The following is a 20,982-nucleotide window of genomic DNA, read 5'->3' on the forward strand; positions in this document are numbered from 1 at the left end:
TTTGTCCGCTCCGATATGTAATGGAGGAAGCGTGATCTCCGAAGAACTTGAAGTCAGCCTGCACATGGCCTTTGTCGAGGCCCGCAGCGCGCGACATGAATTTATTACGGTGGAGCACTTGTTGCTCTCCCTGCTGGACAACGCCGCCGCGGCCGAAGTGCTGCGCGCCTGCTCGGCCAACATCGAAACCTTGCGCCAGGAACTGCGCAAATTCATCAATGAAAACACGCCGGTGTTCCCCGGCGAGGACGAAGTCGACACCCAGCCGACGCTCGGCTTCCAGCGCGTGATCCAGCGCGCCATCATGCACGTCTCGTCCGGCAATTCCAACAAGAACACGGTCACCGGCGCCAACGTGCTGGTCGCCATGTACGGCGAAAAGGATTCCCACGCGGTGTATTTCCTGCAGCAGCAGGGGGTGACGCGCCTGGACGTGGTGAACTACCTGTCGCACGGCATCACCAAGGCCGCGGAAGAGCCGCCCGTCGAGCCGCCCAAGGCCCAGGCGGCCGAGGCCGAGCCCAAGTCCGACCAGCAGAAGTCCCCGCTGGAACTGTACGCCACCTTCCTCAACGCCGAGGCCCGCAGCGGGCGCATCGACCCGCTCATCGGCCGCGAGCACGAAGTCGAGCGCGTCATCCAGGTGCTGTGCCGCCGGCGCAAGAACAATCCGCTGCTGGTGGGCGAGGCCGGCGTAGGCAAGACGGCCATCGCCGAAGGGCTGGCCTGGCGCATCACCAAGGGCGACGTCCCCGACATCCTGGCCGACGCCGAAGTCTACGCGCTCGACATGGGCGCGCTGCTGGCCGGCACCAAGTACCGGGGCGACTTCGAACAGCGCCTGAAAGGCGTGCTCAAATGCCTGAAGGACAACCGCAACGCGGTGCTCTTCATCGATGAAATCCACACGCTGATCGGCGCTGGCTCGGCGTCCGGCGGCACGCTGGACGCCTCCAACCTGCTCAAGCCGGCGCTGTCGTCCGGGCAGCTGAAATGCCTGGGCGCCACCACCTACAACGAATACCGCGGCATCTTCGAAAAAGACCACGCCTTGTCGCGCCGCTTCCAGAAGATCGACGTCGCCGAACCCACGGTCGCGCAAACCATCGAGATCCTGCGCGGCCTCAAGGGCCACTTCGAAGCGCACCACGGCGTGCGCTATTCGTCGGCCGCCATCACCGCGGCGGCCGAGCTCTCGGCGCGCCACATCAATGACCGCTTCCTGCCCGACAAGGCCATCGACGTCATCGACGAGGCCGGCGCGGCGCAGCGCCTGCTGCCCAAGTCCCGCCAGAAGAAACTGATCGGCAAGGCCGAGATCCAGGCCACGGTGGCCAAGATCGCGCGCATCCCGCCGCAAAGCGTTTCCACCGACGACCGCAACAAGCTCGCCACCCTGGAACGCGACCTCAAGACCGTGGTGTTCGGCCAGGACAAGGCCATCGAGGCCCTGGCGGCGGCCATCAAGATGGCGCGCTCCGGCCTGGGCAAGCCCGACAAGCCCATCGGCTCCTTCCTGTTTTCCGGCCCCACGGGCGTGGGCAAGACCGAAGTCGCGCGCCAGCTCGCCTTCGTGCTGGGCATCGAGCTCCTGCGCTTCGACATGTCGGAATACATGGAACGCCACACGGTGTCGCGCCTCATCGGCGCGCCGCCGGGCTATGTCGGCTACGACCAGGGCGGCCTGCTGACCGAAGCCATCAGCAAGCAGCCGCATTGCGTGCTGCTGCTCGACGAGATCGAAAAAGCCCACCCCGACGTCTTCAACATCCTGCTGCAGGTCATGGACCACGGCACGCTGACCGACAACAACGGGCGCAAATCCGATTTCCGCAACGTGATCATCGTCATGACGACCAACGCCGGCGCCGAGACCCTGAACCGCAACGCCATCGGTTTCGCCGCGCCCGCGCGCACCGGCGACGAAATGGCCGACATCAAGCGCATGTTCACGCCCGAGTTCCGCAACCGGCTCGACGCCATCATCGGCTTCACGCCGCTGTCGCACGAAATCATCATGCGCGTGGTCGACAAGTTCCTCATGCAGCTCGAAGACCAGCTCCACGAGAAACGCGTCGAAGTCGTCTTCAGCGATGCCCTCAGGGCCCACCTGGGCAAGGAAGGCTTCGACCCGGCCATGGGCGCGCGCCCCATGCAGCGCCTCATCCAGGACACCATACGCCGGGCCCTGGCCGATGAGCTCCTGTTCGGGCGCCTGGTGGACGGCGGGCATGTGGAAGTCGACGTCGACGAAAACGGCAAGGTGAAGCTGGTGTTCTCCGACAGATCCGGCAAGCCGGGCGGGCAAAAGCAGTCGTCGCCGTCGCATCCCGAACCCGAGCTCGTTGACTAACCCGCTGGTTGCGTGCAGGCATTGCGGAACGCTGCATGAACGCGTTCCCATCGAAAAGGGCGCGATGGCCTGCTGCAACGTCTGCGGCTATGTCTTGTACCGACAGAGCTATTTCACGCTCGACGGCTGGCTGTCGCTGGTGCTGACCACGCTGGTGGTGTTCGGCATCGCCAACTACTTCCCCATCGCGACCTTGAACGTGCAGGCCATGACCGTGCATGCGAACCTGCCGCATGCCTTGTACCTGACCTGGCAGCAGGGCCATTACACGCTGTCCGTCATGACCGGCATGTTCGCGTTCTGGCTGCCGCTGTCGCAAATCCTCTGCTGCCTGTGGGCCTTGACGGCCATACGTTCCCGGCGGCTTCCGGCCGACTTCCCCTACGGCATGCGCCTGCTCGGCTTCGCCGAGCCCTGGAGCATGGTGCCGGTGCTGATGCTGGCCATACTGGTGGCGTTGGTGAAATTCGCCGGGTTCGCCACCATCGTGCCCGGACCGGCCATCCTGGCGTTCGGGGTCCTGACCGTCTTGCTGACGGCGCTCAGCCGGCTGTCGTCCCTGCGCCTGTGGCGGCACGCCGAAGACGCCGGCCTCGTGCCTTTTGCCACGGCGGGCGACATCTCCGGCGACGCCCTCCATTCGTGCTGCCTGGCCTGCGGCATGGTGCAGCCCGTTCCGGCCGACGGCCGGGGCGTGCCCTGCGTCCGGTGCCGGTCGACCACGCACTACCGGAAGCCCCGGCCGTTTTCACGGGTGTGGGCCTTGATCATCGCGGCATGGATCGCCTACGTGCCCGCGAACGTATTGCCCGTCATGCGCATCCGCACCGCCGTCAGCGACGCCGAGCACACCATTCTGGGCGGGGTGATCGAGCTCTGGCGCCTGGGCTCGCTGGACCTCGCGGTCATCGTCTTCGTTGCGAGCGTGGTCGTGCCCATGACCAAGCTGCTGGCCCTGATGGTGCTCATGACGCAAGGCCGCTGGCGCGGCCATCGGGTGCAGCGCCAGCGCACACGCTTGTACGAACTGGTCGAGTTCATCGGGCAATGGTCCATGCTGGACGTGTTCGTAGTGATCCTGATGACCTCGATGGCGAACTTCCCCGGCATTTCCCAAGTCATGGCGGGGCCCGCCGCCGTCAGCTTCGGGCTCGTGGTGATCCTGACCATGATGGCCGCGATGAGCTATGATCCGCGCCGAGGGTGGGATGCGCGCAACGGGGAGTCGGATACAGCACGAAGTCCGGCCCCGGCCCAGGCTCCGGCCCGCGCAGCAGCCCCTTCAGCACAACAGGGAAAGGCATGACCGAAGTCCACGCTCCACAAGAACCCGATTCGCCGGCGAAGGTGCCGGCGCCGACCGTCCATCCCCGCCGCGAAACCCGGATTTCCTGGATCTGGTTCGTGCCCCTGGTCGCCGCCCTGGTCGGCCTGTCGCTGCTGGCCCGCAGCTGGCTGGCGACCGGGCCCACGATCACCATCAGCTTCGAAACCGCGGAAGGCCTGGAGGTGGGGCAGACCAAGGTGCGCTACAAGGACGTCGCCATCGGCACGGTGACGGGCATACGGGTGGCGGAGGACCGCGCCAGAGTGCTGGTCACGGCCGAGCTCGTGCGCGACGGCTCGGAATTCATCACGCGCGAAAGCACCAGTTTCTGGGTGGTCAGGCCCCGGCTGGGGCTGAGCGGCGTGTCGGGTCTGGGCACCCTGGTTTCGGGCGCCTACATCGCCGTGGACGCCGCTGAGACCGAGGTCAAGAAGGGGGCGACGCCGGTGTACGAATTCGTCGGCCTGGAAAAACCGCCCGAGGTCACCAGCGGCCGGCCGGGCACGCGCTACACCCTGCATGCCGACGACCTCGGTTCCCTGGAGATCGGCTCGCCGGTCTATTACCGGCGCATCCAGGTGGGCCGCATCATCGGCTACGACCTGGACGAAAGCGGCAAATCGGTGAACATCCAGGTGTTCGTCGATGCGCCCAACGACAAATTCGTCACCAGCGATACACGCTTCTGGAACGCAAGCGGAATCAACCTGTCGCTGGACGCCGACGGCTTCAACGTGCAGACCGGTTCTCTGGTGTCGATGATCGCCGGAGGCGTGGCGTTCGCGTCCGCGAACGAGGACAACACCCTGCAGGCGCCGGCCGGCAGCGATTTCAAGCTGGCGGCTTCGCGGACCGAGGCGCTGGCCGACCCCGACGGGCCGCCGTTCGCCATCGAGTTCCATTTCCAGCAGTCGGTGCGCGGGCTGAAAGTGGGCGCGCCGGTCGATTTCCGCGGCCTGGAGCTGGGCAAGGTCATCGACGTGGACCTGGAGTTCAACAAGGAAACCAAGCGTTTCTTCGCGCTGGTGAAGGCGGAGCTCTATCCCTTGAGGTTCGGCGCCGTGTACGAGAACCTGATGCTGGAAGAGGGCTCGAGCCAATACCATGGCGGGGCGCTGCTGGGGCCGCTGGTCGAACACGGCCTGCGGGCGCAGATACGCCCGGCCAACATCCTGACCGGGCAGCAGTACGTCGCGCTGGACTTCTTCCGGGACGCCGAGAAGGTGGAGTTCGATGCCCGGCGGTCGCCGCTGGTGCTGCCCACCATCGCCGGCAGCTTCGACCGCCTGCAGCAGCAGATCAGCAGCATCGTCAGCAAGATCGACGCGGTGCCGTTCGACGGCATCGTCACCGACCTGCGCAGCAGCCTGAACGCGGCGACCAAGCTGCTGCAACGTCTGGAAGGCGAGCTGACGCCGCAGGCCACGGCCACCCTGAAGGCGGCCAGGAAATCGCTGGGCGAGGTCGAAAAACTGCTGTCCGAGAACTCGCCCATGAGCGGCAACGTGGAACGCACGCTGCGCGAACTGAACAACGCGGCCAAGTCCCTGCGCGCGCTGGCCGATTATCTGCAATCCCATCCGTCGTCCGTGATCCGGGGCAAGGGGCCCGATGCGATCACGGTGGTCCCTTAGTGTGTCGTCCGGTTAACATGGCAAGCCAGGCGGCAGACGGGGGCCGAGACCACAACCAGGAGTTTCCATGCATGGCGCGAAGTTTTTGCTGATACCGCTCATGGCCGTTGCGCTGGCCGGCTGCGCAAGCAGCCCGGCCAGCCATTATTACACCCTGATGCCGCCCGCGGCGTCCAAGCGCGACGCCGCGCCGGCATCGCAGGCGTCGCCGCCGCCCGGCTATGTCATCGATGTGCAGCCGGTGAGCGTGCCGGAGCAGCTGGACCGGCTGCAGATCGTGCTGAACGACACCGCCACGACGCAGGTGGTCATCCTCAACAATTATCTGTGGGCGTCGCCACTGTCGCAGGAATTGCGCAATGCCTTGTCCGATGACTTGTCGGGGCGTCTGGGGGTGATCGATGTCTCGAGCTCCGGGCCGGGGGGCGACGCGCCGAGCTGGAAGGTCGCTTTGGCGGTCCAGCGGTTCGAGTCGGTGTACGGGCGCTATGCGCTGCTGGATGCGACTTGGCAACTGGTGCCGGTGAATCTGAAGGACGGCCGCAAGGTGCTCTGCCGGGCGTCGGCGCGAGTACCCGTGGAGCGCGAGGGCGTGTCGGCGCTCGTGTCGGCGCACCAGGAGGCTTTGCGGCGCCTGAGCGCGGTGATCGCGGAGCAGCTGCGTGGCGGGAAGGCGCCGGCCGAGGGCGATGGCGTGGAGCTGAGGGGGTGTTCCGGGCTGTGATCCCTTGCGGGCTCTGGGCGGGGGGTGTCAGGCCCGTCCCGTGCTGCCGAAGCCGCCTGCGCCCCGATCGCTGCTCTCGAATTCATCCACGATCTCGAATTCGATCTGCTGCACCGGAACCACCACCAGCTGGGCCAGCCGCTCCATGGGCTCCAGCACGAACGCATGCCGGCCTCGATTCCAGGCCGACACCATCAACGGGCCTTGGTAATCCGAGTCGATCAAGCCCACCAGATTCCCCAGCACGATGCCGTGCTTGTGCCCCAGGCCCGAGCGCGGCAGGATGATCGCCGCGTAGGCAGGGTCGGCGATGTGTATTGCCAGGCCGGTGGGAATCAGCTCCGTCGCGCCGGGCTCCAGGGTGATGGGATGGTCGATGCAGGCGCGCAGATCCAGTCCCGCCGAGCCGCTGGTGGCATAGGCGGGCAGATAATCGTTCATTCTGGGGTCCAGGATCTTCAGGCCGATTTTTCTCATGGTGGCGGGGGGATGGTTGGTCAGGGAGAAGGGCGCACGGGCAGGCGGCGGGCGATTTGCTCCACCAGCCGGCGCGCGGCAATGATCTTGTCGGCGGGCGGCATCGCGTGATGGCCGGTTTCGTCGAAAAGCACGAGCTCGGTGTCGTCGGCGTTCATGGCGCGCTGGGCGAGATTGCCCACCAGCAGCGGCACGCCTTTGCGCACCCGCTTGGCTTGGGCGTGTTCTTCCAGGTTTTCCGTTTCGGCGGCGAATCCCACGCACCATGGGCCGGACGGCAGGGCCGCCACCTCGGCGAGGATGTCCGGGTTGGGCTCGAATTCCAGGCTTGGGGGGCGGCCGTCCGCCCGCTTCTTCAGCTTGCTGTCGCTGGCGTTGGCGACGCGCCAGTCGGCGACCGCGGCCACGGAGATGAACACGTCGCTGCGGCCGGCCTCGGCCATCACGGCGGCATGCATGTCGACCGCGCTTTCCACGTCGATGCGCCGCACGCCGTAGGGGGCCGCCAAAGCAGTCGGGCCGGAGACCAGGATGACTTCGGCTCCCGCTTCACGGGCCGCCCGGGCGATGGCGTAGCCCATTTTGCCGGAAGAGCGGTTGGTGATGACGCGCACCGGGTCGATTTTTTCGGACGTGGGGCCCGCCGTGATGAGCACGCGGCGCCCGGCCAGGAGCTTGGGCTGGAAGAAGGCGATGAGTTCGGACAGCAGTTCGTGCGGCTCCAGCATGCGCCCGCCGCCGACCTCGCCGCAGGCCTGGCTGCCTTCCGCCGGCCCCAGCACCACCGCGCCGTCGGCCCGCAGCTGCGCGACGTTGCGCTGCGTGGCCGGGTGCAGCCACATCTCGCGGTTCATGGCGGGAGCGACCAGCAAGGGGCAGGCGCCCTTGGCCACGCACAGCGTGGACAGCAAGTCGTCGGCCATGCCGTGGGCGAGCTTGGCGATGAAGTCGGTGCTCGCCGGCGCAATGCAGATGGCGTCCGCGCCGCGCGTCAGGTTGATGTGCGCCATGTTGTTGGGCATGCGCGCGTCCCAGGCGTCCTGGAACACAGGGCGCCCCGACAGCGCCTGCATGGTCACCGGAGTGATGAAGCGGCTGGCCGCATCGGTCATGACCACGTCGAAGACCGCGCCCTCGTCCTGCGCCCGGCGCAGGAATTCGGCGGCCTTGTAGCAGGCGATGCCGCCCGTCAGGCCCAGCACGATGCGTTTGTGTTGAAGGTCGAGCATGGGGGGATCCGCCTTTTCAGTCTTGCGACGGGGATTCGGACTGCTTCTTGCCGCGGCGCATGCGCAGGATTTCGTCGAGCACCAGCAGGGCGGCGCCGCAGCTGATGGCGATGTCGGCCACGTTGAACGCGGGGAAGAACCACGATTCCCAATAAAATAGCAGGAAATCGATCACATGCCCGTGTTGCACGCGGTCGATGAGGTTGCCGATCGCGCCGCCCAGGATGCAGGTCAGCGATGCGCAGAACAGGCGTTGGCCCGGGTTCTTGCGCAACAGGTAAAGAATCAGCCCCGTGGCGCCCACGGCGATGGCGGTGAACAGCCAGCGTTGCCAGCCATGGCCGTCGGCCAGGAAGCTGAAGGCGGCGCCCGGGTTGTACAGCAGCGTGAAGTCGAAGAAGGGCAGCACGGGCCGCCGTTCGCCGTACTGCAGCGCGGTGTCGAAATAGATCTTGGTCTGCTGGTCGGCGACGATGATGGCCAGCGCGCCCACCAGCCACGCCCAGAAGCGGGCGTTGCGCCGCCCGGGCGAAAGCCGGGGGGTGTGCGCGCCCTCAGGCATGTTGCCGAAGCTCGCCGGCGCCGAACAGGTTGTCCACGCAGCGCCCGCAGATCGTGGGGTGTTCGGGGTCGCGCCCGACGTCCGCCCGGTGGTGCCAGCAGCGCTCGCATTTGGGCTGCCGGGTGGCCGCGACCTCGATGCGCAGTTCGCCGTCGCTGCGATGCACGGCGGCGCGCGATACGATCAGGACGAAGCGCAGGTCGTCTTGCAGGCTGTCCAGCAGTTCGTAGTCGCCCGGCCCGGCGTGGATGTCGACCTCGGCCGCGAGCGACGAGCCGATTTCCCCGGCGCTGCGCACTTCCTCGATGCGCCGCATGGTTTCGGCGCGGATCTCGCGCAGGCGCGCCCATTTGCGCATCAGGGCGTCCGGGTCGCCCTGGGCGGGCACGGCGTGGTAGAGCTCGGTGAAGATGGTGGCGATGTCGTCGCGGCCCGGGTGCAGGTCTTTCCAGGCTTCTTCGGCGGTGAACGACAGCACGGGCGCCAGCAGCTTGAGCAGCGTCTGCGTGACGTGGTGCACGGCGGTCTGCGCCGAGCGGCGCGCGATGCTGGTCTTGCCGGCGGTGTAGAGGCGGTCTTTCAGGACGTCCAGGTAGAAGGCGCCCAGGTCTTCCGAGCAGAAGATTTGCAGCCGGGAAATGGCCGGATGGAATTCGTAGCGCTCGTAGCCGGCCAGCACCTCGGCCTGCATGGCCGCCGTCATGGCCAGCGCGTAGCGGTCGATCTCGAACATCTGTTCGAGCGGAACGGCATCGCGCGCATGGTCGAAATCGCTGAGGTTGCCCAGCAGGAATTTCAAGGTGTTGCGGATGCGGCGATAGCCTTCCACCACGCGCTTGAGGATTTCGTCGGAAATCGACAGCTCGCCGGAATAGTCGGTGGAGGCCGTCCAGAGGCGCAGGATTTCGGCGCCCAGGGTGTCGGAGACTTTCTGGGGCGCGACCACGTTGCCGACCGATTTGCTCATTTTGCGGCCCTGGCCGTCGACCACGAAGCCGTGGGTCAGCAAGGCCTTGTACGGGGGCCGGCCATACAGCATGCAGCCGGTGAGCAGCGAGGAATGGAACCAGCCGCGGTGCTGGTCGGAGCCTTCCAGATAGAGGTCGGCCGGCCAGGCGAGCTCGTCGGCGTGCGAACCGTTGATGGCGTGGTCCTGGCCGCCCAGCACGGTGGCGTGGGTGGTGCCGGAATCGAACCAGACGTCCAGCGTGTCGCGGTTTTTTTCGTACTGGTCCGCCTCGGCGCCGAGCAGTTCGGCCGGATCCAGCGACTGCCAGGCCTCGATGCCTTCTTTCTCGATGCGCTGCGCCACCTGTTCCATGAGCTCCGGGGTGCGCGGATGCAGCTCGCCGGTTTCTTTGTGGACGAAGAAGGCCATGGGCACGCCCCATTGGCGCTGGCGCGACAGGGTCCAGTCGGGGCGGTTGGCGATCATGGCGTGCAGGCGCGCGCGGCCCCAGGCCGGGTAGAACGCGGTGTCTTCCACGCCCTTGAGGGCGGTTTCGCGCAGGGTCGGACCGGACTCGGGCTGGCGGTCCATGCCGGCGAACCATTGGCTGGTCGCGCGGTAGATGACCGGGGTCTTGTGCCGCCAGCAGTGCATGTAGCTGTGGGTGAGCGGCGCCGTGTGCAGCAAGGTGCCGGCGTCGCGCAGCGCGTCGACGATGAGCGGGTTGGCCTTCCAGATCATCAGCCCGCCGAACAGGGGCAGGCTGTCGGCGTAGTGGCCGTCGCCCTTGACGGGGTTGATGATCTGGTCGTCCGCCAGGCCGTGCGCTTTGCAGGACAGGAAGTCTTCCACGCCATAGGCGGGCGACGAATGCACGACGCCCGTGCCGCTGTCCAGGGTGACGTATTCGCCCACATAGACCGGCGCGGTGCGCTGGTAGCCCGCGTGCGCGTCCCAGAGCGGGTGGCGGAACTCCAGCCCCGCGAGCGCGCCGCCCTTGGCCGTGGCGATTACGGAACCGCCGAGCTGCCATTCTTGCAGACAGGCCTCGACGCGGTCTTGCGCCAGCAGCAGCAGGGGGCCGGTATTGCGCCCGGCATCGAGCCGGACCAGGGCGTAGTCGAAGTCGGGGTGGACGTTGAGCGCCTGGTTGGCCGGCAGCGTCCAGGGCGTGGTGGTCCAGATGACGATGGCGCCTTCTTCCGCGGACGCCAGGCCGAAAGCCTGCGCCACCTTGGCGGGGTCGTCGAAGGGGAATGCCACGTAGACGGAGGGATCCTTGCGGTCGGCGTACTCGACTTCGGCTTCGGCCAGCGCCGAGCCGCAATCGAAGCACCAGTTCACCGGCTTGAGCCCGCGAAAGACATAGCCCTTCTGCATGATGCGCGACAGCGCCCGGAGCTCGTCGGCCTCGTTGCTGAAGTTCATGGTCAGATAGGGGCGTTCCCAGTCGCCCAGCACGCCCAGGCGCTTGAAGTCCTTGCGCTGGCGGTCTATTTGTTCATAGGCATAGGCGCGCGCCTTGGATTGCACTTCCGCCACGGGCAGGTGCTTGCCGTATTTCTTTTCGATCTGGATCTCGATGGGCATGCCGTGGCAGTCCCAGCCGGGCACGTAGACGGCGTCGAAGCCCGCCATGTTGCGGCTCTTGACGATGATGTCCTTCAGGATCTTGTTGACCGCGTGGCCGATGTGGATGTCGCCGTTCGCGTACGGCGGCCCATCATGGAGAATGAACTTGGGGCGCCCCTTGCTGGCTTTCCGGATGGCGGCGTAGACCTTGTTTTCTTCCCACTCGGCGATCCAGCCGGGTTCGCGCTTGGCCAGGTCGCCGCGCATGGGGAAGGGGGTGTCGGGCAAGTTCAGGGTGTTTCTATAGTCCATGGAAGGCGAAATGGTCGCGAGCGCTTTGCGCATCCTGTTCGATGGCAGCGATCATAGTGGGAAGGTCGGGGAATTTTTCTTCGTCCCGCAGGTATTCAAGAAATTCAACACACGTGAGTTTACCGTATGCGTCCACCCTGCGGTCGAGCAGGTGGACCTCCAGCAGCAGCCTGCCGCCGCTGCTCACGGTGGGCCGCACGCCCAGGCTGGCGACGCCCGCCATGGGTTTGTCCCCCAGGCCATGGACCTGGACGACGTACACGCCGGAGCGCAAAGCGCATTGCGCCGGGACCCGCAGGTTCAGGGTGGGAAAACCGATGCTGCGGCCCAGTTTCTGCCCGTGCACCACATGGCCGCTGATGCGGTAGGCGTGCCCCAGCAGATGGCGGGCGCGTTCCAGGTTGCCGACCGCCAGGGCGGTGCGCAATTCGGAACTGGAGATGCGATGGCCGTGCTCGTCGGCCACGTCGGCGATGGTCTCGACTTCGAACCCGTATTCGCGCCCGGAGCGGCGCAGCAGTTCGATGTCGCCGCTGCGCTTGTGGCCGTAGCGGAAGTCCTCGCCCACCAGCAGCCAGCGGGTGTTCAGGCCGCCCACCAGCAGACGGCCGATGAAGTCCTCGGCGGACATGTCCGCCAGGCGGTGGTCGAAACGCTGCAGCGCGATCTGTTCTATGCCGTGGCGGGCCAGGGTGGAGAGCTTGTCGCGCAGGCTGTTGATCTGGGTGGGCACGAGTTCCGGGCGCCGGCCCCGGAGCGCGAAAAAGGCGCGGGGATGCGGCGAGAAAGTCATGACGGCGGACGCCAGGCCGCGTTCCAGCGCGGTCTGGCGCACCCGCGCGAGTATCGCCTGGTGCCCGCGGTGGACACCGTCGAAGTTGCCGATGGTTACCGCGCTTGGGCGCTGGCTGTCGTGGCGCGGCAGGGTGCGGTAGATGGTAGAAGAGTTTTTCACACCCGAGAGTTTACAATTTTGTATTGCTTCAACTCAGGAATTATAGTCTTGAACCCCACTTTTCCTACGGGATGCCGCTTCGTCGTCCTGATTTCGGGCCGCGGGTCGAACATGCAGGCCATCGTCAACGCGCTGCGGGAACGGGCGCTGCCGGCCGAGGTTTGCGCGGTGATCGCCAACCGGGCCGATGCCGCCGGGCTGGCCTGGGCGCGGCAGCAGGGCCTGGCCACCCAGGTGGTCGCGCATCGCGACTATGCCAGCCGCGACGACTTCGACGCGGCGCTCGCCGCCGCCATCGACGCGCACGATCCGCACTATGTGCTGCTGGCCGGCTTCATGCGCGTGCTGACCCCCGCCTTCGTTGAACGGTACAATGGCCGGCTCATCAATATACATCCCTCGTTGCTGCCGGCCTTTCCGGGGCTGCACACGCACCAGCAGGCGCTCGCCATGGGCGTGCAGTGGCATGGCTGCACCATCCATTTCGTCACGCCCGTGCTGGATTACGGACCCGTGATCGCGCAGGGCGTGGTGCCGGTGCTGGCGGGCGACACGCCGGACCGCCTGGCCGCGCGCGTGCTGGGCGTGGAGCATCGGATGTATGCCGAGGTGGCGGGCTGGCTGGCCGAAGGGCGGGTAGCGCTGGACGCCATGCAGCGCGTGCAGGTCCGGGGCGTCGCCAGCCGTGCTTTCGTGCTGACGCCCGACGGCGTCGAATCTTCAGAAGGTCGTTATGAATAATGCAGAGAAGCCGCGCCGCGGCCGGGAACGAAACACCGCCACGGCGGCGCGCGACGAGGCGCGACGGGGCCGGGCGCCGGCGCGTCCGGCCCCCGGCCGGCCCGCCGCCGGCCCGGGCGAGCGCCCCTTCGTGCTGGCGGCCGTGCGCATCGAGCAGGTGCGCGCGGTCCTGGGGGAAGTCCTGCAATGGGAATTCCCGGCGGACGCGGTGCTGTCGCGCTGGCTGAAGGCGCACCCCAAGCTGGGCGTGCGCGACCGGGGGGAAGTGGCCGAGGCCGTATACGACGTGCTGCGCAATCTGCGCCGCTACCGGCAGTTCGCCGAAAGCGGCGCCGGCCCGGCCACCCGGCGCCTGGCCATATTGGGCCTGGCCGCCGTCATGGACGCGTCCGTGCTGGACGCCGGCCTGGAAGAGCACGAACGCCATTGGCTGGCCCACGTGCGTTCCCTGGACGTCCGCGGCCTGGCCCGCGCGGTGCGGGACAGCCTGCCCGACTGGCTGGACGAGAAGCTGTCCACGCTGGAAGATCCCGATGCGCTGATCCAGGCGCTGAACCGGCCGGCGCCGCTGGACTTGCGCGTGAACCCCATGCGGGTCGAGCGCGCCGAGATGCTCAAGCAGCTGCGCAGCGGCCCGGCCTTGCGCTACGACCCGCAGCCCACGCCGTACTCGCCCTGGGGCATCCGCATGCAGGGCCGCCCGCCGGTGAACCGCTGGCCCATGTTCGAGAAAGGCGAAATCGAGGTCCAGGACGAGGGCAGCCAGATCCTGGCGGCGCTGGTGGCGCCGCGCCGCAGCGAGATGATCATCGACTATTGCGCGGGGGCGGGCGGCAAGACGCTGCTGATCGGCGCGCTCATGCGCTCCACGGGGCGGCTGTATGCGTTCGACGTCTCCGCCGCGCGGCTGGCGCGGGCCAAGCCGCGCTTCGCCCGCAGCGGGCTGTCCAACATCGTGCCGGTCGTGATCGACCCCGACAACGACCAGCGGGTCAAGCGCCTGCGCGGCAAGGCCCATCGGGTGCTGGTCGATGCGCCCTGCAGCGGCCTGGGCACGCTGCGGCGCAATCCCGACCTGAAATGGCGGCAGCACCCCGAATCGCTGGCCGCGCTGAAGGAGACCCAGGCGAAGATACTGGCCCAGGCGGCGCGCTGCGTGGCGCCGGGCGGCAGGCTCATCTACGCCACTTGCAGCATCCTGCCCGAGGAAAATGAAGAGCAAGTTAAGGCGTTTTTGGCGGAAAATCCCGAATTTACGCTGCTCGATGCCGCCAAAATCGCCGCCGATCGTTGTGAAAATCTGACACTGCAAGGCCCGTTTCTGAACATGCGGCCCGACCGCCATGGCACGGACGGCTTTTTCGCCGCGGTAATGGAGCGCTCCAAGCCCGAAAATTGATGCAAATCAATTGATCCATCTTAAGTCCAAGTTGAAATTTAGCTGTCATATCAAGGACAAGTGGGCTAAACTTTTGTTGTTCTAACACTAGGCCTTTATAAGGGTTTATGGACCAAATACTCAATTTCCTGTCGGGCGGCTTCCTGCAACTTCCGTGGTGGAAGGTCGTCCTGGTCACGCTCGTCCTGACACACATCACCATCGTGTCGGTAACCATCTTCCTGCACCGCAGTCAAACCCACCGGGGCCTGGATCTTCACCCCGCCGTCATGCATTTCTTCCGCTTCTGGCTGTGGCTGACGACCGGCATGGTCACGAAGGAATGGGTCGCCATACACCGCAAGCACCACGCTTTCGTCGAACGCGAGGGCGACCCGCATTCGCCCATGGTGTACGGCATAGGCAAGGTTTTCTTCCGCGGCGCGGAACTCTACCGCGACGAAGCCGCCAACGCCGAGACCATCAAGCGTTTCGGCCACGGCACGCCCGACGACTGGCTCGAGCGCAACATCTATTCCAAGCACAGCGTGCTGGGCGTGATGATCATGCTGGCCATCGACCTGGCGCTTTTCGGCGCCCTGGGCCTCACCGTCTGGGCCGTGCAGATGGCCTGGATCCCGTTCTGGGCGGCGGGCGTCGTCAACGGCCTGGGCCACTACATCGGCTACCGCAACTACGCCAGCCCCGACACCAGCACCAACGTCATGCCCATCGGCATCATCATCGGCGGCGAAGAATTCCACAACAACCACCACGCGCACGGCACCTCGGCCAAGTTTTCCGCAAAGTGGTGGGAATTCGACATCGGCTGGTTCTACATCTGCATACTGCGCTTCTTCAGGCTGGCCACGGTGCGCCGCGTCGCGCCCAAGCTCAAGCTCGACCCGGCCAAGAACACGGTCGACCTCGACACCCTGCAGGGCGTGATCACGCATCGCTACGAGATCATGGCGCGCTACACCGAGCTGGTCAAGAAGGCGGCGGCCGAAGAGCTCAACAAGCTGAAATCCACCCGCAAGCAGGGTAGCCCCGATTGCGGCTGGACCATGCTCAAGCGCGCCCGCAAGCTGCTCGTCAGCCGCAGCGACGACACCAAGCTGGAACCCGCCCAGCGTGCCGAACTCGACAACGTGCTCGCCCAAAGCCAGTCCCTGTCCACCCTGGTGCAAATGCGCCGCGAACTCGTGCGCCTTTGGGAAAGCTCCAGCGCCAGCAGCGAACAGCTGCTGGCCGACCTGCAGGCATGGTGCCAGCGGGCGCAACAAAGCGGTATCGAAGGCCTCGAGCAGTTTGCTTATCGTCTGCGCCGCTACGCGGCATGATGCTGGATAAGCTCAATCCCCAGCAACAAGCCGCCGTCACCCTCCCTCCCGCGCATGCCCTGGTTCTGGCCGGCGCGGGCAGCGGCAAGACCCGGGTCCTCACGACCCGCATGGCCTGGCTGATACAAACCGGCCAGGCCAGCCCATATGGCCTGATGGCGGTCACCTTCACCAACAAATCCGCGCGCGAGATGCTCACGCGCCTGTCCGCGCTGCTGCCCATCAACACGCGCGGCCTGTGGGTGGGAACCTTCCATGGCCTGTGCAACCGCCTGCTGCGCGCGCACCACCGCGACGCCGGCCTGCCGCAGACCTTCCAGATCCTGGACGGCGCGGATCAGCTGGCGGCGATCAAGCGCCTGCTGAAGGCCGCGAACATCGACGACGACAAGTTCCCGCCGCGCGACGTGCAGCGCTTCATCAACGGCGCCAAGGAAGAAGGCCGGCGCCCCGGCGACCTGGAGGCCTGGGACCCGCACCGCAAGCGCCTGATCGAAATCTACGTGCTGTACCAGGAGCAGTGCGAGCGCGAGGGCGTGGTGGACTTCGCCGAGCTCCTGCTGCGCGCCTACGAGCTCTTGCAGCGCAATGCCCCGGTGCGCGAACACTACCAGCGCCGCTTCCGCCATATCCTGGTGGACGAGTTCCAGGACACGAACACGCTGCAGTACCGGTGGCTGACCCTGTTGGCGGGCGGCGGAGCGGCGGTGTTCGCGGTGGGCGACGACGACCAGTCCATTTATGCCTTCCGCGGCGCGAACGTGGGGAACATGTCCGACTTCGAGCGCGACTATGCCCGCGGCAACGTCATCCGGCTCGAACAGAACTACCGTTCCTACGGCCACATCCTGGATGCGGCCAATGCCCTGATCGCGCACAACAGCGTGCGCCTGGGCAAGAACCTCTGGACGGAGCAGGGCGAGGGCGAGCCGGTGCGGGTGGTGGAGCAGCCCTCCGACGCGCTCGAAGCGCAATGGGTGATCGATGAAATCAAGGCCTTGATCAACGACGGCCCGCGCAGCCAGATCGCGGTGCTGTACCGCAGCAACGCGCAGTCCCGCATCATCGAGCACGCGCTGTTTTCAGCGGGCGTGCCATACAAGGTCTATGGCGGCCTGCGCTTCTTCGAGCGTCAGGAGGTCAAGCACGCGCTGGCCTATCTGCGGCTGATGGACAACCCGCATGACGACACGTCCTGGCTGCGGGTGGTGAATTTCCCCGTGCGCGGCATCGGCGCCCGCACGCTGGAGCAGCTTGCCGATCTTGCGCGCGAGCAGAGCTCCAGCCTGTTTCGCGCCGTTCCCATGATGGCGGGCAAGGGGGGCGCCAACCTGGCCAGGTTCGCTCGCCTGATCGAGGAAATGGCGCACGAGGCGCAAGTGCTCACGCTGCCCGAACTGGTGGAGCACGTGATACACCACAGCGGGCTCATGGCGCACTACCAGCAGGACCGCGAGGGCGCGGACCGCATCGAGAACCTGCGGGAATTGATCAACGCCGCCGCGGCTTTCGTGGCGGAGGAAAACTTCGAAGGCCTGCCGGCGGGGCGCATCCCCGACGACGCGCTCGGCGCGCAAGCCTTGTCGGCCGACCCCGAGGCGCTGGCCGCCGTGGCGCCCATGTCGCCGCTCGCCGCCTTCCTGACGCACGCTTCGCTGGAAGCGGGCGACAACCAAGCGCAGGCGGGGCAGGACGCCGTCCAGCTGATGACGGTGCACGCGGCCAAGGGGCTGGAATTCGATGCGGTATTCATCACCGGGGTGGAAGAGGGGCTGTTTCCGCACGAGAACAGCCTGCTGGAGGCCGCCGGCCTGGAGGAAGAGCGCCGCCTGATGTATGTGGCGATCACGCGGGCGCGCGAGCGGCTGTACCTGACGCTGGCGCAGAGCCGGATGCTGCATGGGCAAACGCGCTATGCGCTGCGTTCGCGCTTTCTGGACGAAATACCCGAGGAACATCTGAAGTGGCTGACGCCGCGCGAGGCGGCGCATGTGGCCCGCCAGGAAAGCTGGGGCGGCGCGTTCCGCCGCGGGCGGTCGTTCGCCGGGTCGGAGGGCGACAGCATCGCGCCGAGGGCGCCGCGCAGTTTCAGCAGCGGGGTGACGGTGGGGGACAAGATGTTCCGTATCGGCACGGGCGTGCGCCATGCCAAGTTCGGGGACGGGACGGTGATTGCGTTGAGCGGGACGGGTCAGGATGCGCAGGCGCAGATCCAGTTCCGCGAAGTCGGGATGAAGACGTTGGCTTTGGGAGTGGCCAAGCTGGATATTCTTTGACGGCGGCAGGCGGCCAACCCGGCAACGGGGATGTAGTTTTTTACGCAAATGCGTCTAATCATCACTAAATATGGCGTAGAATCAACAGGCCCCCACACTGAGGTCAGCAACATGCAGAAGCCTGTCGCGCCGTCATTATGCGAGTCGTGCCATAGCATCAATCGCGCTCCGCATCAGAACATGAGACACCAGGGCATACGCCAAGCCGCGTCCAGCAACGGCGCGCAGGAGCGTCAATACCGCTGCGTGGCCTGCAACGCCATATGGGTGGAGCCCATCGACAGGTGGGGAATCAGCGGCGGCTTCCGGCTGCTGCCGAACGTCAAGTAAGGGCTTCCAGCTCTTCCTGCAGGCTCAGCCATTGCTCTTCCAGCTGAGCGTGGCGCTTGCTCAATTCGCCGTGCTCTTCCAGCGCCTTCAGCCTTTCCGCCCGGCGCTCTTCGGAATAGAGCCCGGGATCGGCGATCAGGGCGTCCAGCGCCGCCAGCCGCGCGCCTGTCTTTTCCATGTCGGCCTCGACGTTCTTCAGCCGCGTCTCCAGGGGCCTGCGCAGCGTCGACAGGCGCTGCCGCTGTTCCGCTTCCTGCCGCCGCTGGGCCTTGCGGTCGACGGCCGGGGCGTCGGCCGAGGCCAGCTGCTCCAGGCGGGCCTCGCTGCGCGCGTCGGCGTTTCTTGCGGCCAGCCAGTCCCGGTAGTCCTCCAGGTCGCCGTCGAATTCGGTCACCTTGCCGTCCGCGACGATCCAGAAGTCGTCCACGGTGGTGCGCAGCAGGTGGCGGTCGTGGGAGACGAGCAGCACGCTGCCGGCGAATTCCGCCAGCGCGGTGGCCAGCGCCTCGCGCGTGTCCACGTCCAGATGGTTGCTCGGCTCGTCCAGCAACAGGAGATTGGGCTTGCGCCACACGATCAACGACAGGGCCAGGCGCGCTTTTTCGCCGCCCGACATGGGCGCGATCTTGCTGTTCACGGTGTCGCCGCTGAAGCCGAAGCCGCCCAGGTAGTTGCGCAGTTCCTGCTCGCGGGTCTCGGGCGCCAGGCGGGCCAGGTGCTGCAGCGGGGTGGCGTCGGGGTCGAGCATGTCCAGCTGGTGCTGGGCGAAATAGCCGATGACGAGGCCTTTGGAGGCGCGCCGCTCGCCGGCCAGCGCCGGCAATTCCTCGGCCAGCGTCTTGATGAGCGTGCTCTTGCCGGCGCCGTTGACGCCCAGCACGCCGATGCGGGCGCCGCCGCGCACCATCAGGCGCACATCGCGCAAGACGGTTTTCTCGCCGCCGCCGGGCAGGCGATAGCCGGTCGAGACCTCGTCGAGCACCAGCAGCGGATCCGGCATGCTGAGGGGTTCGGGCAGGCGGATGTCGATGCCGGCCTCGGCATGCAGGGGCGCCAGCGTTTCCATGCGCGCCAGCGCCTTGACGCGGCTTTGCGCCTGTTTCGCCTTGGTGGCCTTGGCCTTGAAGCGGTCGATGAAGCTTTGCAGCCGCGCGGCTTCGCGCGTCTGCCTGTCCCAGGCGATCCGGGACTGGCGCAGGCGCTCGGCGCGCTGACTCAGGAAGTCTTCGTAGCCGCCGCGGTAGCGGACCAGCTTGGCCTGGTCGAAGTGCAGGATGACTTTCGCCACCGCGTCCAGGAACTCGGTGTCGTGCGAAATCAGCATGACGGTGCCCTGGTAGGCCGCCAGCCAGCGTTCCAGCCACAGCATGGCGTCCAGGTCCAGGTGGTTGGTGGGTTCGTCCAGCAGCAGCAGCTCGGAAGGCGCCATGAGCGCGCGCGCCAGGGCCAGCCGCATCTGCCAGCCGCCCGAAAAGCTGCGGACCGGATTCATCCACTCATCCGGCGCGAAGCCCAGGCCGGCAAGCAGCTGCTCGGCCCGCGAAGGCGCGCTCCAGGCGTCCGCCTCGACCAGAGCGGATTCCAGCTCGGCGATCCGGTGGCCGTTGCCGTCGGGCGTGACGGCCCGCTCGGCCTGCAGGGCGCGCAAATGGGTGTCGCCGTCGATGACGAATTCGCGCGCCGGCATGTCGTTGTCGCTGATTTCCTGCTCCACGCTGGCAATGCGCCAGGAGGCCGGGATCAGCAGGCTGCCCGCGTCGGCGTCCAGCCGGCCTTGCAGCAGCGCGAACAGCGTCGACTTCCCGGCGCCGTTCTTGCCGACGATGCCCACGCGTTCGCCCGGATTCACCACGAAATCCGTATCGTCCAGCAGCACCTTGGTGCCGCGGCGCAGAGTCAGACCGGTAGCGCGTATCACGAGGCCAACTGTTCCCTGGTCAACAACAGGATCTGGTCTTCGGTGTTCTCGGTGCCCAGCCAGATGGGGTCGAGATCGGGGAAGGCCGCCATGAAATTCTGGTATTCGTTGCCGATTTCCAGGACGAGCATGCCGTCCGGGGCGAGGTAGTCCGGCGCTTGCCGCAACAGGCGGCGCACCAGGTCCATGCCGTCTTCGCCGCCCGCGAGCGCAAGCCTGGGTTCGTGCAGGTATTCGGGCGGCAGGCTTTCCATGGACTGCCGGTTCACATAGGGCGGGTTGCACAGGATCAGCTGGTATTCGCACTGCGGCAGCTGATCCAGCAGGTCGCTGCAGTAAGTGGTGACGCGCCCGTCCAGCTTGTAGTCGTCGATGTTCCGGTTCGCGACTTCCAGCGCGTCGGGGGAGATGTCGACGGCATCGACCTGCGCGTTCGGAAAGGCCAGGGCGGCCAGTATCGCCAGGCAGCCCGAGCCGGTGCAGACGTCGAGCACGCAATCGATGTCGTCCGGATCGTTCACCCAGGGGGCGAGGCCGTTGGCCAGGAGCTCGGAAATGGGAGAGCGGGGGATGATCACGCGCTCGTCGACCGTGAAGCGATGGCCTTGCAGCCAGGCTTCCCCGGTCAGGTAGGCGGCGGGCTTGCGCTCGGTGATGCGGCGTTCGATGAGGTCGAGGAAGGCGGCGCGTTCCTCGGGAACCAAGCGCGCGTCCAGGAAGGGGTCGAGCTGGTCCAGCGGCAGGTCCAGGGTGTGCAGCAGCAGATAGGCCGCCTCGTCCCAGGCGTTGTCGCTGCCATGCCCGAAAAACACGCCCGAGGCGTTGAACCGGCTGACGGCATAGCGCAGCAGGTCTCGCAGGGTGAACAATTCATGGCGGGCGGATGCATGCATGCGGTCTTC

General features: G+C 66.6%; 16 protein-coding genes. 9 read left to right on the plus strand and 7 right to left on the minus strand.

From position 1 onward, the window contains the following. The first annotated feature begins 31 nt into the window (after nucleotides 1–31). From clpA to H0A72_RS16765, 4 genes are all read left to right on the plus strand, one after another. A complete protein-coding gene (gene clpA, locus H0A72_RS16750) occupies nucleotides 32–2,353 on the plus strand; it encodes an ATP-dependent Clp protease ATP-binding subunit ClpA (RefSeq protein ID WP_180157407.1) in 2,322 nt (773 codons plus the stop codon). Continuing rightward, complete coding sequence (locus tag H0A72_RS16755) at nucleotides 2,346–3,659, plus strand: paraquat-inducible protein A (RefSeq protein ID WP_246437075.1); 1,314 nt, start codon at nucleotides 2,346–2,348, stop codon at nucleotides 3,657–3,659. Before clpA ends, H0A72_RS16755 begins: the two co-directional genes overlap by 8 nt. Then, entirely contained in the window at nucleotides 3,656–5,314 is a 1,659-nt protein-coding gene (locus tag H0A72_RS16760; protein ID WP_180157409.1) for a PqiB family protein, read from the plus strand. The genes H0A72_RS16755 and H0A72_RS16760 overlap by 4 nt, the downstream gene beginning before the upstream one ends. A 67-nt stretch (nucleotides 5,315–5,381) precedes the next feature. Further along, nucleotides 5,382–6,038: a PqiC family protein gene (locus H0A72_RS16765; RefSeq protein ID WP_180157411.1), complete on the plus strand. Its 657-nt coding sequence runs from the start codon at nucleotides 5,382–5,384 to the stop codon at nucleotides 6,036–6,038. A gap of 27 nt (nucleotides 6,039–6,065) precedes the next feature. Here H0A72_RS16765 and dut read toward each other — a convergent pair whose 3' ends face one another. The 5 genes from dut to H0A72_RS16790 are packed head-to-tail and all read right to left on the minus strand — an operon-like array spanning nucleotide 6,066 to nucleotide 12,094. Beyond that, nucleotides 6,066–6,515, minus strand: coding sequence for a dUTP diphosphatase (dut, locus tag H0A72_RS16770; protein ID WP_180157413.1), 450 nt, complete (start codon nucleotides 6,513–6,515; stop codon nucleotides 6,066–6,068). Nucleotides 6,516–6,535: 20 nt separating this feature from the next. Further along, nucleotides 6,536–7,744 (minus strand): bifunctional phosphopantothenoylcysteine decarboxylase/phosphopantothenate--cysteine ligase CoaBC, encoded by a 1,209-nt coding sequence (gene coaBC / locus H0A72_RS16775; RefSeq protein ID WP_180157415.1) that lies wholly within the window; start codon nucleotides 7,742–7,744, stop codon nucleotides 6,536–6,538. 16 nt (nucleotides 7,745–7,760) lie between these two features. Then, nucleotides 7,761–8,306 (minus strand): signal peptidase II, encoded by a 546-nt coding sequence (gene lspA / locus H0A72_RS16780; RefSeq protein ID WP_180157417.1) that lies wholly within the window; start codon nucleotides 8,304–8,306, stop codon nucleotides 7,761–7,763. After that, nucleotides 8,299–11,139 (minus strand): isoleucine--tRNA ligase, encoded by a 2,841-nt coding sequence (gene ileS, locus H0A72_RS16785; protein ID WP_180157419.1) that lies wholly within the window; start codon nucleotides 11,137–11,139, stop codon nucleotides 8,299–8,301. Before ileS ends, lspA begins: the two co-directional genes overlap by 8 nt. Then, a complete protein-coding gene (locus tag H0A72_RS16790) occupies nucleotides 11,129–12,094 on the minus strand; it encodes a bifunctional riboflavin kinase/FAD synthetase (RefSeq protein ID WP_180157421.1) in 966 nt (321 codons plus the stop codon). The genes ileS and H0A72_RS16790 overlap by 11 nt, the downstream gene beginning before the upstream one ends. A gap of 111 nt (nucleotides 12,095–12,205) precedes the next feature. Between H0A72_RS16790 and purN the strand changes: the two genes are divergently transcribed. The 5 genes from purN (at nucleotide 12,206) to H0A72_RS16815 (ending at nucleotide 18,162) form a co-directional block, all read left to right on the plus strand. Then, nucleotides 12,206–12,835, plus strand: a complete 630-nt coding sequence (gene purN, locus H0A72_RS16795; protein WP_180157652.1) for a phosphoribosylglycinamide formyltransferase — start codon at nucleotides 12,206–12,208, stop codon at nucleotides 12,833–12,835. Continuing rightward, nucleotides 12,828–14,234: an RsmB/NOP family class I SAM-dependent RNA methyltransferase gene (locus tag H0A72_RS16800; RefSeq protein WP_180157423.1), complete on the plus strand. Its 1,407-nt coding sequence runs from the start codon at nucleotides 12,828–12,830 to the stop codon at nucleotides 14,232–14,234. Before purN ends, H0A72_RS16800 begins: the two co-directional genes overlap by 8 nt. A gap of 107 nt (nucleotides 14,235–14,341) precedes the next feature. Further along, entirely contained in the window at nucleotides 14,342–15,556 is a 1,215-nt protein-coding gene (locus H0A72_RS16805; RefSeq protein ID WP_180157425.1) for a DesA family fatty acid desaturase, read from the plus strand. Then, nucleotides 15,553–17,832 carry a UvrD-helicase domain-containing protein gene (locus H0A72_RS16810; protein WP_180157427.1) on the plus strand — a complete coding sequence of 760 codons (2,280 nt, stop codon included), beginning with the start codon at nucleotides 15,553–15,555 and terminating at the stop codon, nucleotides 17,830–17,832. The genes H0A72_RS16805 and H0A72_RS16810 overlap by 4 nt, the downstream gene beginning before the upstream one ends. A gap of 180 nt (nucleotides 17,833–18,012) precedes the next feature. After that, nucleotides 18,013–18,162, plus strand: coding sequence for a hypothetical protein (locus tag H0A72_RS16815; RefSeq protein WP_180157429.1), 150 nt, complete (start codon nucleotides 18,013–18,015; stop codon nucleotides 18,160–18,162). Here H0A72_RS16815 and H0A72_RS16820 read toward each other — a convergent pair. Together H0A72_RS16820 and prmB are read right to left on the minus strand one after the other, a co-directional pair. Continuing rightward, nucleotides 18,155–20,080 (minus strand): ATP-binding cassette domain-containing protein, encoded by a 1,926-nt coding sequence (locus H0A72_RS16820; protein WP_180157431.1) that lies wholly within the window; start codon nucleotides 20,078–20,080, stop codon nucleotides 18,155–18,157. The genes H0A72_RS16815 and H0A72_RS16820 overlap by 8 nt on opposite strands. After that, the gene (gene prmB, locus H0A72_RS16825) at nucleotides 20,077–20,973 is read right to left on the minus strand and encodes a 50S ribosomal protein L3 N(5)-glutamine methyltransferase (protein WP_180157433.1); all 897 of its coding nucleotides are present in this window, start codon (nucleotides 20,971–20,973) and stop codon (nucleotides 20,077–20,079) included. The genes H0A72_RS16820 and prmB overlap by 4 nt, the downstream gene beginning before the upstream one ends. Between the last annotated feature and the right edge of the window lie 9 nt (nucleotides 20,974–20,982).

Source organism: Parapusillimonas granuli (genome assembly GCF_013416525.1).
Lineage (GTDB): Bacteria > Pseudomonadota > Gammaproteobacteria > Burkholderiales > Burkholderiaceae_B > Parapusillimonas > Parapusillimonas granuli.

Coding starts and splice junctions, on each gene's coding strand:
- H0A72_RS16760 (WP_180157409.1), top strand. CDS start 3,656: ATGACCGAAGTCCACGCTCCACAAGAACCCGATTCGCCGGCGAAGGTG.
- H0A72_RS16765 (WP_180157411.1), top strand. CDS start 5,382: ATGCATGGCGCGAAGTTTTTGCTGATACCGCTCATGGCCGTTGCGCTG.
- dut (WP_180157413.1), bottom strand. CDS start 6,515: ATGAGAAAAATCGGCCTGAAGATCCTGGACCCCAGAATGAACGATTAT.
- coaBC (WP_180157415.1), bottom strand. CDS start 7,744: ATGCTCGACCTTCAACACAAACGCATCGTGCTGGGCCTGACGGGCGGC.
- lspA (WP_180157417.1), bottom strand. CDS start 8,306: ATGCCTGAGGGCGCGCACACCCCCCGGCTTTCGCCCGGGCGGCGCAAC.
- ileS (WP_180157419.1), bottom strand. CDS start 11,139: ATGGACTATAGAAACACCCTGAACTTGCCCGACACCCCCTTCCCCATG.
- purN (WP_180157652.1), top strand. CDS start 12,206: ATGCAGGCCATCGTCAACGCGCTGCGGGAACGGGCGCTGCCGGCCGAG.
- H0A72_RS16800 (WP_180157423.1), top strand. CDS start 12,828: ATGAATAATGCAGAGAAGCCGCGCCGCGGCCGGGAACGAAACACCGCC.
- H0A72_RS16805 (WP_180157425.1), top strand. CDS start 14,342: ATGGACCAAATACTCAATTTCCTGTCGGGCGGCTTCCTGCAACTTCCG.
- H0A72_RS16810 (WP_180157427.1), top strand. CDS start 15,553: ATGATGCTGGATAAGCTCAATCCCCAGCAACAAGCCGCCGTCACCCTC.
- H0A72_RS16815 (WP_180157429.1), top strand. CDS start 18,013: ATGAGACACCAGGGCATACGCCAAGCCGCGTCCAGCAACGGCGCGCAG.
- prmB (WP_180157433.1), bottom strand. CDS start 20,973: ATGCATGCATCCGCCCGCCATGAATTGTTCACCCTGCGAGACCTGCTG.